Raw genomic sequence first — 12,678 nt, forward strand, 5'->3', positions numbered from 1 at the left:
TGTGCTCCGGTCACCGTCCAAGAACAGACGCCGGGTGCCGGAAGCCTCCGGATCAGCGCCCTGGGAGGACTGTTCGGCGGGCGGTACCCCAGCACAGCGAGCTGCTGTGGTCGTTGCGCAGCCCCAGCCATACCGTCCCGGGGAGAGATCTCCGGGGGCCCGGAGACCAGCGGGTACGGCGGATTCCCGGGAGCCACTCGGGCGACTTTCCGACGGGGCGGTGACGTGACTGCCGTGATTCCCGGCCGACCGGTACGACCATGCTGACGTACCGCGGCACCAGCCACTGGGAGGACCTGTGGAGCGAGAGGACGGCACATCGGTGGCCACCGGTGTCACCACCGAGCGTCTCACCGGGCTCCGCAGGTGGAACCTGGGGCTCACGCTGCTGCACCTGATCCAAGCCGTGGCCATCGTCCTGCTCGCCGGAAGCTTCTCGATCACCGTGACCTCCTCCGTCCCCGAGGGGCCACCGGGAACGGCAGCGCCCGCCCCGGAAGCGTTGTTCGACGTGCCGATCGGCTGGGCGGTCGCCGTCTTCCTCGCCCTCGCGGCAGCAGACCACCTGCTGACGGCGACAGTGTGCCGCGGCACCTACGAACGCGACCTCAGACGCGGCATCAACCGTTTCCGGTGGCTGGAGTACGCGCTGAGCGCAACCCTGATGGTGCTCCTCATCGGCTTCTACGCGGGCATTACCGGCCTCAATGCCGTCATCGCCGTCGTCGGCGCCAACGTCGGGATGATCCTCTTCGGCTGGCTCGAGGAGGTGATGAACCCGCCGGGACGGGCGAGGAGCAGGATGCTGCCGTTCTGGTTCGGGACGCTGGTCGGCGTCACGCCGTGGGTCTCGATCGCGTACAACACCGTCGCGGCCGAGACCGTCCCCGGCTTCGTGTACGGAATCGTTCTCGTCCAGGCCGCCCTCTTCTTCAGCTTCGGTCTCAACCAGTGGCTCCAGTACCGCGGAGTCGGCCGGTGGTCCGACTACGCATATGGCGAAAAGGCCTACCTGGTCCTCAGCCTCGTGGCGAAGTCACTCCTGGCGTGGCAGATCTTCGCCGGCTCGCTGGCTGACTGAACCTCTTCTGTCCGAAACCCCCATCGGCAAGACCCGAACACCCGGTTCGCGGGCGGCCTCGATGGCATCGGCCGTCAGCCGGTCATGAGCGGGGGCGTTCCTCACCCGAGTGCGCGCTCACACCGTTCTCGACGTACTCACCGCCGACCTCCCGGCCGTTCTCCTCGGAGAACGGCCGGGAGGTCGATCATCTGCCGGTTGACGCCCCGTCGACGGTACGCGCGGGTCCCCGGAGATCCGCGCGTAGAGGAAGACGAGGGTACGGCGCGGGAGCATCCTGGCGTTCAGAGGAACCTAGGACTACTCCGGGGGCGTGGGCAACACCCGTAAGGACCCTGAGGCGTTCGCCCGTCTGATCCACGATGTCGAGACGAAGATCTTCGACGTCCTGCCCGACGAGACCTGGGTCTACCCGGGACACGGCGACGACACCACCGTCGGCACGGAGCGGCCCCACCTCGCGGAGTGGCGCGCACGAGGCTGGTAACCGTCCGACGGCGACCGCCCCGCTTCGAACCGTAAACGGGGGCGGTCGCGAGTTCAGGCCCGCAAGTGGCACCAGTGCCTCGTGCGGCGGTGAGCGCGGCCACGGTGATGAGCCGGGATGGCGCGGCGCCCGTCAGAGCCACGTCGGACGGGGAGCGGCCGCCGACTTCCTCCGCCTGCCGGGCGAGCGCGGCGCCCTTCCCGGGCCGAAGATCTGAAACCGGCTCCGCAGCCGGACGGGCCACAGACGGAACCGCGTCCACCACTTGGGGTCAGGGCCCCGATCCCGCAAGCGCCCACCCACTGCCACCCCACCGCCCGATCACAGTCAGGCACACGCTGGGCTGAGTTCCCGGCCTGGCAGATACAGCGACCACTCTTCAGCGGTGAAGTCTCGGTGAACGGCCCGGCAGATGTGGCGGATGGTTTCGGATGGCGTAGAGAGGTTCACGTCCCACAGTCGCACCGTTTTGTCCCAGCCGGCGGTGGCGAGGGTGCGGCCGTCCGGGCTGAACGCCACCGTGAACACATACCCGGTATGGCCGGTCAGGGTCCGGCGAACTTCACCGGTGGCCACGTCCCACAACCGCGCCGTCTGATCACGACCGCCTGTGGCGAGGGTACGGCCGTCCGGGCTGAACGCCACCGCGTACACGGGGCCGGTGTGGCCGGTGAAAGTGCGGCGAACTTCACCGGTGGCGGCATCCCACAACCGCACCGGATCGTCGTCACTGCCGGTGGCGAAGGCGCGGCCGTCGGGACTGAACGCCATCGCTTCCGCGAAGTCGGTGTGGCCGGTGAAGGTGCGACGGGGTTCGCCGGTGGCCACGTCCCACAACTGCACCGTTTGGTCTGCGCCCCCGATGGCGAGAGTGCGGCCGTCGGGACTGAACGCCACCGCATCCACGGAACCGGTGTGGCCGGTGAAGGTGCGACGGGGTTCGCCGGTGGCCACGTCCCACAACCGCGCCGAGTGGTCGCCGCCGCTGGCAAGAGTGCGCCCGTCCGGGCTGAACACCACCGCGCCCACACCCTCAGTGTGGCCAGTGAGGGTGTGGCGGGTTCTGCCGGTGGCCACATCCCACAACCGCACCGTTCCATCGCCGCTGCCGGTGGCGAGAGTGCGGCCGTCCGGGCTGAACGCCACCGCAGCCACGTCCTTGGTGTGGCCGGTAAGGGTGCGGCGAACCTCACCAATGGCCACATCCCACAACCGCACCGTATGGTCTGCGCCCCCGATGGCGAGAGTGCGGCCGTCGGGACTGAACGCCACCGCATCCACGGAACCGGTGTGGCCGGTGAAGGTGCGGCGGGCTCCGCTCCTCGTCACGTCCCACAACCGCGCCGTATCGTCAAAGCTGCCGGTGGCGAGAGTGCGGCCGTCAGGGCTGAAGGCCACCGCAGCCACATCCTGAGTGTGGCCGGTGAGGGTGCGGCGAACCTCACCGGTAGCCACATCCCACAACCGCACCGTCTTGTCGCGACCGCCGGTGGCGACGGTATGGCCGTCGGGACTGAACGCCACCGCAGCCACGGAGCCGGTGTGGCCGGTGAGGGTACGGCGGGTTCTGCCGGTGGTCACGTCCCACAACCGCGCCGTATCGTCGCCACCGCCGGTGGCAAGGGTGCGGCCGTCCGGGCTGAACGCCACCGCATCCACGAAGTCGGTGTGGCCGGTGAGGATGCGGCGGGTTTCGCCACTGGCTACGTCCCACAACCGCACGGTCTTGTCGCGACCGCCGGTGGCGAGGATGCGGCCGTCGGGGCTGAACGCCACCGCAGCCACGTCCTGAGTGTGGCCGGTAAGGGTGCGGCGAACCTCACCGGTGGCCACGTCCCGCAACCGCACGGTCTCGTCGCTGCCGCCGGTGGCGAGGATACGGCCGTCGGGACTGAACGCCACCGCATCCACGGAACCGGTGTGGCCGGTGAGGATGCGGCGGGTTTCGCCACTTGCTACGTCCCACAGCCGCACCGTCCCGGCTTGGCTGCCGGCGGCAAGGGTACGGCCGTCGGGACTGAACGCCACCGTGTAGACGAGGCCGGTGGTACTGATGAGGGTGCGGCGGGTTCTGCCGGTGGTCACATCCCACAACCGCGCCGAATGGTCGCCGCTGCCGGTGGCAAGGGTGCGGCCGTCGGGACTGAACGCCACCGCGTCCACCAAGCCGGCATGGCCGGTGAGTGTGGTCTGCAAGGGGCGGGAGGCGGCTGTGTCGAGGCTGGTGACGGCTTCGGTCGTGGGACTGGTGCGGTAGGCCTGGACGGCCAGCAGTGACGCCAGATCCGGGTTGGTATCCATCAGAGTGGCGGACTGCGCGGCCAACTGCCGGGACTGAGCCGTCTTTTGTGCGGTGATGGCGGTTTGGCGTTGCAGGAAGGCCAGGCCGGCGGCAATGAGGGCTAGAGCGAGCAGGCCGGTCAGGGCGATGTTGATGCGGCGGGTGCGGCGGAGCGCGGCGTGCTGTCGTTGCCGGCTGTCGTTGAGGAAATCGGTGATGTGTGGGGGCAGGCCGCGCTGCTGGGCCAAGGTGGTGCCTTCGGCTAGATCGGTGCCGTCCAGCAGGTCGCCGGGATGACCGGTCTCGGCGTGGCGGGCCTGCTGTTCGCCGACGCGTTGGAGCCAAGTGTGGAAGTGGTGATCGGCGGCGACCCAGTCGCGTAGGTCGGTCCAGTCGCGGACGAGTGCGTCGTGGATGAGTTCGGCGGTCGCGGCATCGGGGGTGCCGTCAGGGCGGGGCATGGTGCGGGTGGCGATGATCCTGTGGCCGGTCAAGGCGGCCATGACTGTCTCGAAGGTCTGGTCGTCCTGCGGGGTGGCGGTGTAGGGGTCGATGGCCAGGGCGCGCAGGTCGGTCAGGGGCACTTGGCGGCGGGTGGCCGGGATGGCGTGGGCGTCGTCGGCCGGCCGTACCAGGGCGGTCAGGATCCGCCGTGCGGTGGAGCGGTGGTCGGCGGGCATGTCGGCGAGGACTGTGTTGCACCAGGTGGTCAGCGCTCCGCTGACCTCGCCGATCCGGTCGTAGGCGCGATGGGTAAGCCTGCCGTCCTCACGGCGCTCCCACAGCTGGCTCAAGGCCAGTTGGAGGGGCGGCAGCAGGGTGACCGGTGCCTGCCGGGTGGACAAGGCGGTGGGATCGGCGGCCAGGACATCGGTGATGATGCGTTCTGCCAGGCCGCTTTCCGCGCTGGCGCCCGCGGTGTGGGCGGGCCTGGTGATGATGGCGTGCAGATCCTGGATGCTCAAGGTGGCAGGAATGTTGAGCAGTCCAGGGGACGCGGCGTCCAGCAGATCTGGGGCCCATGCGGCCAGGCGCGAGTAGAAGTCGTCGCGCATGACCAGGATCATGGTAACCGCCACCGATGAGCGGAGCAGCGCCACGAGTTGTTCGGCCGCGGCGTGCTGCCGGGCCGGCTGCCGGCCGGCGGCGGGCTCGGTGAGCAGTTCCTCGAACTGGTCGATGACCAGCACCAGGCGCCGGTCGCCCGGCTCCGCCGCGAGTCTGCGTTCGGCCGCTGTGACGATCCCGTCGCTCGTGGCGTCGGGCAGGCCGGCACGCTCCAGTTCGGCTAGCAGGTCCTGCCCGGGGCGGGCGATCACGTGCAGCCAACGGTCGCTGCCGGGCAGTATGCCCTCGGCCAGCGCCGGCAGCACTCCCGCCTGCACCAGCGACGACTTGCCCGCGCCGGAGGGGCCGAGGAGCAGCAGTCCCCGACGCTGCCTGGTGAGAGCCGCCACGACGCGTTCGACCGCGGTCTTCCGGCCGTGGAACCATCCTGCGTGCTCGGCGGTGAACGGTTCAAGGCCACGGTAGGGGTGCACCTGCTGCTCGGCCAGGCCGGGCCATACCTCACGCAGTACCTGGGTGGGGGTGGCGTAGGCGACTGCGACGCCGCGGGCGTGGGAGTCGGGGGCGGTGATAGCGGTGACCATGCCGATCACCAGGCCGGTGACCTCATCGAGCACCGGTCCCCCGCTGAATCCCGTGGTCAGGTCGTTGGCGTCGGCCAGTTGCAGAAGGGGGCCCGCACTGCCGGGGAGCAGGTCACCGGCTGTGCCGTAGCCGAAGTGGCCGCCGGCAGGTGCCTGGGAGGGGAATCCGTAGGACCGGATGCGGTGTCCGCGGCAGCCTGCCGCGGACCCCATCCGCACCGGTCGGGCACCCGTCGGGGCGCTGTCCAGGCGCAGGACCGCGAGGTCCTCGGCCTGCGGTCCGCGCCACGACTCGGACAGCACATGCCCGGTCAGGCATGGGCTGCCGGGCAGGTGCGGGAAAGTCAGTCGCACACGCCCGCCGGGTTCCTCGCCGGCAGTCTGTACTACGTGTGCGCAGGTGACGACGGTCTCCTCGGCAACGAGGAATCCCGTCCCGGCGGTCCGGCCGTCCTCGGCGAGGACTCGGACAATCGCGCCGAGCACCGCTGGCCGGTCCTGCCCGGCCGCCTCCCCGTCCGTGTCGTCGGTGGCAGTCATGCCTCCTGCCTCCCGGCTGCCGTCATAGCGCGCCGTCAGGGGATTCCTGGCGGTTCCACACCACTCTGACTTGCAGATGCACCGCCGATTCACTCTTGGCGATCACTGCTCCGGCCTGAGCCGACAGGTCCACCCCGAACTCCACCTCGATCTCATCGGGACCGGCCTGCCGTAACTGCTCCAGTACAGCCCGCGCGGTCTCCCGCACGGGGACCAGCGCCTGCTGCACAGTGTGCGGCAGCTCCCGCATCGCATCCGCGACGCGCCCGGCCTTCACCGGCCCATCCACCTCCGGCGCGGCCTCGACCAGCACCACACCCCCGCCCTCCAATGGAAGTCGCGCAAAACTCTGCACCTGCACCCCCGTACGTCGTATCCGAACCCCCCGCGCCGGACGCGGACGGACGAAGACACTACCCCGCCCAACCCCCGCGCAGACCAGGCAGACGGCAACTTGGCCGTTACAGCCAGATCAAGGGCGAAGGGCTGGTCGCGGTGCTCCGGGCAGGCTGGGGAGTGACCTCGACCAGGTGCTGTGCAGTGGCCTCGTTGACGATGCGCTGCACGAAGTGCCGGCCAAGTCGATGACCGAGTAGGCCCGGTCGCCTGTCTGGTCTGGCGGCGGTGGCCAGGTGAGGCCGGCGGTGGCGTTGTCCTCCCAATCGTCCACCCGCTGGAAGCAGCCGTTCATGGGACGGGAATGCCGGGCCCGTCCGCCTTGGCCGACGATCGCCGGTTCCCCGGAGGCGTGGGCAACACCCGTAAGGACCTGAGGGGTTCGCCCGTCTCATCCACGTTCACGGGGCACATGTGGCCCGACGTGCGCGCCCCGTGTGAAACGCGCGCACACGCCGGCCCCTTCCGCGCGCTCCCCGCGCACGTGGTGGCGCGGTCGACTGGTGGCAGCCCCGCGCGGGATGACGGCTCCGGCGCGGAACGGGCCGCCGGTCTACGTTCCCCGCCCTCGGCCGGCGGCCCAGGCCCTCTCCCCCGCGTGTTCACGAGAACGCAACACCCGTTCCCAGAATGCGGACAGATGATGGTGTGACCTCGACAAACAGGCGTTTCGCTGCCAGTCTCCCGCCATGTATCTCGCCCCTCGTGTCCTGCGCCGCACCGTCGCCGGCGCCACCGTGGCCCTCCTCGCGACCGCCGTGGGCTGCGCTCCGCAGCCGGAGGAGAAGGCGGCCTCCACGCCTTCGGGTTCGAGCGCGAGCGCCTGCGCCAAGGGCGAACTGGCCACCCGGACCTCGGGAAAGCTGACGATAGCCACCGACGAGCCCGCGTACGAGCCGTGGTTCAAGGACGGCAAGCCGTCCAACGGCAAGGGCTTCGAGTCCGCGGTGGCGTACGCGGTCGCACAGCAACTCGGTTACGAAAAGAGCGCGGTGGTCTGGCAGAGCGTTCCGTTCAACAAGGCTTTCGCGCCCGGCGCGAAGACCTTCGACTTCGACGTCAACCAGGTCTCGATCAGCGACGAACGCAGGAAGGCCGTGGACTTCTCCTCCGGCTACTACGACGTGCGTCAGGCTGTCATCGCCCTGAAGGGCTCCAAGGCCGCCGAGGCGACGACCGTCGCCGACCTCAAGGGGCTGAAGCTCGGCGCCCAGGTCGGCACGACAAGCCTCGACTACATCGACGACGTGGTGAAGCCGACCCGGGACGCCGCCGTGTACGCCAAGAACGACCAGGCCAAGTCGGCCCTGAAGAACGGGCAGGTCGACGCCATCGTGGTCGACCTGCCGACCGCCTTCTACATCACCGCCGCCGAGGTCACCGACGCCGAGATCGTCGGCCAGTTCGAGAACCAGGGGGCCGCGCCCGAGCAGTTCGGGCTGGTCCTCGACAAGGGCAGCGCCCTCACCCCCTGTGTGACCGCCGCCGTGGACACGCTCCGCCGGAACGGCGCCCTGGCGAGGATCGAACAGCAGTGGCTCTCCGAGGCCGTCGACGCCCCGGTGCTCAAGTGACGGTCACGAAGCAGGAGTCCGGACCGGAGGGCTCGGACGACGAGGACGACATGCCGGGTGCCGGCGCTGCGGCCTACACCCCGTCGCCGCGGCGGCTGGAGCGCGAGCGCCACCGGCGCGCGCGGGCCCGCCGCGCCACGGCGATCGCCGCGCTGTCGACCCTGGTCACGGGCGTGGTCCTCTACTTCGTCGTCGTCAGCGCGCCCGGCTGGCCGCGCACCAAGGAGACCTTCTTCAACGGGGAGTACGCGCGCGAGGCTCTCCCGAAGGTCCTCGAGGGGCTGTGGCTGAACGTCCGGCTCCTGCTGGTGTGCGGCGTCGCCGTGCTGGTGCTCGGCATGCTCATCGCCGTGGCCCGCACGCTGCGCGGCCCCGTGTTCTTCCCGCTGCGGGCGCTGGCGGCGGCGTACACGGACTTCTTCCGCGGTCTGCCGCTGATCATCAACCTGATGATCGTGGTGCTGGGCGTCCCGGCGCTGCGTCTGCAGGGCGTGACGGTCGACCCGGTGTGGCTCGGCGGCACCGCGCTGACGCTGACGTACTCGGCGTACGTCGCCGAGGTGTTCCGCGCCGGCATCGAGTCCGTGCACCCCTCGCAGCGCGCGGCGGCGCGCTCGCTGGGCCTGTCCAACCGGCAGGCGCTGCGATACGTGGTGCTCCCCCAGGCGGTGCGCCGCCAGGTGCCGCCGCTGCTCAACGACCTGGTGTCGCTGCAGAAGGACACCGGTCTCGTCTCGATCGGCGGCGCGGTCGACGCCGTCCGCGCGGCGGACATCATCGTCGGCCGCAGTCTCAACTACACGCCCTACATCGTGGCGGGGCTGGTCTTCGTCGCCCTCACCATTCCGATGACCCGCTTCACGGACTGGGTGACGGCGCGGATGGACCGCCGGCGGGCACAGGGAGGAACGACATGAGCGACGCCCCGCTGCTGCGGATGGAGTCCGTCCGCAAGACCTTCGGCGACTCCGTCGTCCTGCGCGACGTCGATCTGGACGTCGCCCCGCACACGGTGACCGCGCTGATCGGCGCCTCCGGATCCGGCAAGTCCACCCTGCTGCGCTGCGCCAACCTGCTGGAGGACGTCGATGACGGCGCGATCTGGCTGGACGGCGAGGAGATCACCGACCCGCGCGTGGACCAGGATGCGGTCCGGCGGAGGATCGGCGTCGTCTTCCAGGCGTACAACCTGTTCCCGCACATGACCGTGCTGGAGAACGTCACGCTCGCCCCGCGTCGGGTGCACGGCCTCCCGCGCGCGGAGGCCGAGGAACACGCCAGGGAGCTTCTGGAGCGGCTCGGGCTGGGCGGCAGGGCGGGCGAGTACCCCGACCGGCTCAGCGGCGGCCAGCAGCAGCGCGTGGCCATCGTGCGGGCTCTCGCCGTGCGCCCCAGGCTGCTGCTGCTCGACGAGATCACCGCGGCCCTCGACCCGGAGCTGGTGGGCGAGGTCCTCGACGTCGTCCGCGATCTGAAGGGCGACGGCATGACCATGGTGCTGGCCACCCACGAGATGGGCTTCGCGCGCGAGGTGGCCGACCAGGTGTGCTTCCTGGACGCGGGCGTCGTGCTGGAGCGCGGCACCGCCGAGCAGGTCTTCGCCGACCCGCAGCAGGAGCGCACACAGCGGTTCCTGCGGCGGATCGTGAAGGCCGGACGTCTGTGACCAGGGGTGGCGTCCGGCGGGGCGGCCACGGATGGCCGGGGACAGAGACCATGGACAGAGGCCAGGAACAGGGCCCAGGGGTGGGGGCCCGGGGGTGAGAGCCCAGAGGTGGGGGCCCAGGGGTGGGTAAGGCCCGTCGGCCTGGACGCCGGTCCTTACGCGTCGGCCTCAGCCGCGCCGGCCAGCGCGGCGACGCGCTCCACGCCGAACACGTAGCCCTGCACCCCGCAGCCGGCGATGACGCCGTCGGCGCGCAGCGACACGTACGAGTGGTGCCGGAACGACTCGCGCTGATGGATGTTGGAGATGTGGACCTCCAGCACCGGGAGGCCGTCGCAGGCGTTGAGCGCGTCCAGGATCGCCACCGAGGTGTGCGAGTACGCGCCCGGGTTGATCACGACGCCGCAGTGGTTCAGCCGTGCCTCGTGGATCCAGTCGACCAGTTCGCCCTCGTGGTTGGACTGGCGGAAGTCCACCGTGCCGCCGTGCGCGGCCGCCGCCTTGACGCACTTCGCCTCGACGTCGGCGAGCGTGTCGTTGCCGTAGATCTCCGGCTGGCGCCGGCCCAGAAGGTTCAGGTTGGGGCCGTTGAGGATCATGATCGGGGCGTTGGCCAGGGTGCGGGGCACGGTTTCTCCGGTCCGTTCGGGAGCGGCCCGCCGAGGACCGCCGCTCGGACCGGTTTATCACGGTGAATCCGCCCGGCAGCAGCCCGTATCCTCCCGGCATGCCGACGCCGTCGTACCCTCCCAAACCCTCGCCCGGCGACCGCATAGCCGTCGTCTCGCCCTCCTCGGGTCTGCCCGGGCTCTTCCCCCGCCCCTACGAGCTCGGCCTGGCAAGACTGCGCGAGGAGTTCGGGCTGGAGCCGGTCGAGTACCCGGCGACGCGCAGGATGGGCGCGACGCCGCAGGAGCGCGCGGACGACCTTCACGCCGCGTTCGCCGACCCCGAGGTGAAGGCGGTCGTCGCGTCGATCGGAGGCGACGACCAGATCACCGTGCTTCCGTTGCTGGACCGGGAGTTGCTGCGCTCCTGTCCCAAGCCGTTCTTCGGATGGAGCGACAACACCAACCTGCTGGCCTTCCTGTACGACTGCGGCGTGGTCGGCTACCACGGCGGAAGCGTGATGTGCGAGTTAGGGCGGCCCGGCGCCATGCATCCGATGACCGCCGAGTCGCTGCGGGCCGCGCTGTTCACCTCGGGCCCTTACGAGCTGCGGCCCGCCGAGCGCTGGAACGACGTCGACCGTGACTGGGCCGACCCGGCGACCTTCGAGTCGGAGCCGCGGTCCCGGCCCGGCGGCGGGTGGAGCTGGATCAACGCCGACCGCGTGGTGGAGGGCCGCAGTTGGGGCGGGAACCTGGAGATCCTCTCCTGGCTGCTGATGGCCGACCGTGCGATCGCGCGCGACGAGTCGGCGTACGACGGCGGCGTGCTGATCCTGGAGACCTCGGAGGAGTTGCCCGGCGCCACCGAGGTCTTCCGCATCCTGCGCTGTATGGGCGAGCGCGGTCTGCTGCGGCGCTTTCCCGCGCTGTTGACGGCCCGCGCCAAGAGCTGGTCCTTCGAGCGCCCCAACAACCCGCAGCAAGCGGCGCGTTACGCCGCCGACCAGCGCGCGGCGGTGGAGCGCGCACTGCGGGCGTACGCACCCGACACCATGGCCGTCTTCGACGTGGACTTCGGCCACACCGACCCGCAACTCGTCATCCCCTACGGCGGAACGGTCCGGGTCGACGGCCCCGCGCGGCGGATCACCGTGACCTACTGAGTCCGCGGGCCGCGGCGGGCTGTGTGCCGGCGTACGACACGATCGTCAGCCGAACCCGGCTGCGCCCACCACGGCGCAGCCGGTGGAGGACAGGGAATTCACGCGCATCGCTCCCGGGGGGCGGTCGGCTGCGTTCCCATGTCGTCCGTGGTCAGGCTTCGATGCTGTCCTTCGGAGCACCTTCGTCCGCGGTCCGCGCCGCCTCCTCCGCCGCCTTCTTCTTCGAGGCTCGCAGGCTGGTCAGCGTGGTGACGATCAGGACGGAGCAGATCACGCCGAGCGACACCGGGATGCTGATCTCCGGCACGTGCACGCCGGACTCGTGGAGTGCGTGCAGCACCAGTTTCACGCCGATGAAGCCGAGGATCACCGACAGGCCGTAGCTGAGGTGGACGAGCTTCTTCAGCAGGCCGCCGATCAGGAAGTACAGCTGCCTCAGACCCATCAGCGCGAACGCGTTGGCCGTGAAGACGATGTACGGGTCCTGCGTCAGGCCGAAGATCGCGGGGATCGAGTCGAGGGCGAAGAGCACGTCGGTCGTGCCGATCGCGAGCATGACGACCAGCATCGGGGTCATGACCCGCTTGCCGTTCTGCTCGATCCACAGCTTCGTGCCGTGATAGCGGTCGGCCACGCCGAAGCGCTTCTCCACAGCCTTCAGCAGCTTGTTCTCCTCGAACTCCTCGTCCTCCTCGTCGGCCCGGGCCTCCTGGATGAGTTTCCAGGCCGTCCAGATCAGGAAGGCGCCGAAAAGGTAGAACACCCAGGCGAAGCTGGCGAGGATCGCGGCGCCCGCGGCGATGAAGATCGCCCGCAGGACCAGCGCTATGAGGACGCCGACGAGCAGGACCCGCTGCTGATACTGCGACGGGACGGCGAACTTCGCCATGATCAGGACGAAGACGAAGAGGTTGTCGACGCTGAGCGACTTCTCGGTGATGAAGCCGGCGAAGAACTCCCCGGCGGGCTGACCGCCGCCGAAGAGGAGCAGCCCCACACCGAAGAGCCCGGCCAGGGCGATCCAGACGACGGTCCAGATCCCGGCTTCCTTGATGGACACGTCGTGCGGCTTGCGACCGATGAAGAAGTCGACCGCGATGAGGGCGGCAAGGCCCACGATGGTGAGGACCCATAGGGCCACGGAAACATCCACTGCGCCTCCGGCAGTACGTAACGGCAGGTAATCAGCGTCGTTGCGCTGCCGGAGGTCTCCTCCACCCGTCCGCT

Annotated in this window: 9 protein-coding genes and 1 pseudogene; 6 read left to right on the forward strand and 4 right to left on the reverse strand. The window is 69.9% G+C overall.

Translation table 11 applies throughout. From position 1 onward, the window contains the following. Nucleotides 1–298 precede the first annotated feature (298 nt). Nucleotides 299–1,081, forward strand: a complete 783-nt coding sequence (gene heR / locus IE239_RS03705; RefSeq protein WP_229877777.1) for a heliorhodopsin HeR — start codon at nucleotides 299–301, stop codon at nucleotides 1,079–1,081. Nucleotides 1,082–1,382: 301 nt separating this feature from the next. Beyond that, nucleotides 1,383–1,568: pseudogene (locus tag IE239_RS03710) on the forward strand (MBL fold metallo-hydrolase); the annotation flags it as partial. A gap of 327 nt (nucleotides 1,569–1,895) precedes the next feature. Here the strand turns inward: IE239_RS03710 and IE239_RS03715 are convergent. Together IE239_RS03715 and IE239_RS03720 are read right to left on the reverse strand one after the other, a co-directional pair. Beyond that, on the reverse strand, nucleotides 1,896–6,041 hold the full coding sequence (locus IE239_RS03715; RefSeq protein ID WP_190147786.1) for an nSTAND1 domain-containing NTPase: 4,146 nt from the start codon (nucleotides 6,039–6,041) through the stop codon (nucleotides 1,896–1,898). 22 nt (nucleotides 6,042–6,063) lie between these two features. After that, nucleotides 6,064–6,357 carry a CU044_2847 family protein gene (locus IE239_RS03720; protein WP_268254488.1) on the reverse strand — a complete coding sequence of 98 codons (294 nt, stop codon included), beginning with the start codon at nucleotides 6,355–6,357 and terminating at the stop codon, nucleotides 6,064–6,066. A gap of 769 nt (nucleotides 6,358–7,126) precedes the next feature. Between IE239_RS03720 and IE239_RS03725 the strand changes: the two genes are divergently transcribed. The 3 genes from IE239_RS03725 to IE239_RS03735 are packed head-to-tail and all read left to right on the forward strand — an operon-like array spanning nucleotide 7,127 to nucleotide 9,677. Beyond that, nucleotides 7,127–8,011: an ABC transporter substrate-binding protein gene (locus IE239_RS03725; protein ID WP_190147787.1), complete on the forward strand. Its 885-nt coding sequence runs from the start codon at nucleotides 7,127–7,129 to the stop codon at nucleotides 8,009–8,011. Then, nucleotides 8,008–8,928 (forward strand): amino acid ABC transporter permease, encoded by a 921-nt coding sequence (locus tag IE239_RS03730; protein WP_190147788.1) that lies wholly within the window; start codon nucleotides 8,008–8,010, stop codon nucleotides 8,926–8,928. The genes IE239_RS03725 and IE239_RS03730 overlap by 4 nt, the downstream gene beginning before the upstream one ends. Then, nucleotides 8,925–9,677 (forward strand): amino acid ABC transporter ATP-binding protein, encoded by a 753-nt coding sequence (locus IE239_RS03735; RefSeq protein ID WP_229877782.1) that lies wholly within the window; start codon nucleotides 8,925–8,927, stop codon nucleotides 9,675–9,677. The genes IE239_RS03730 and IE239_RS03735 overlap by 4 nt, the downstream gene beginning before the upstream one ends. Nucleotides 9,678–9,832: 155 nt before the next feature. On the opposite strand, the gene aroQ is transcribed toward IE239_RS03735, so the two are convergent. Continuing rightward, entirely contained in the window at nucleotides 9,833–10,306 is a 474-nt protein-coding gene (aroQ, locus tag IE239_RS03740) for a type II 3-dehydroquinate dehydratase (RefSeq protein ID WP_190147789.1), read from the reverse strand. A 98-nt stretch (nucleotides 10,307–10,404) separates the two neighbouring features. Here aroQ and IE239_RS03745 point away from each other — a divergent pair, with 98 nt between their 5' ends. Beyond that, on the forward strand, nucleotides 10,405–11,451 hold the full coding sequence (locus tag IE239_RS03745; protein WP_190147790.1) for a S66 family peptidase: 1,047 nt from the start codon (nucleotides 10,405–10,407) through the stop codon (nucleotides 11,449–11,451). Nucleotides 11,452–11,602: 151 nt separating this feature from the next. Here IE239_RS03745 and IE239_RS03750 read toward each other — a convergent pair whose 3' ends face one another. Then, nucleotides 11,603–12,604, reverse strand: a complete 1,002-nt coding sequence (locus tag IE239_RS03750; protein ID WP_190147791.1) for a TerC/Alx family metal homeostasis membrane protein — start codon at nucleotides 12,602–12,604, stop codon at nucleotides 11,603–11,605. Nucleotides 12,605–12,678 lie beyond the last annotated feature (74 nt).

This window comes from Streptomyces humidus (assembly GCF_014649655.1).
Classification (GTDB): Bacteria; Actinomycetota; Actinomycetes; order Streptomycetales; family Streptomycetaceae; genus Streptomyces; species Streptomyces humidus.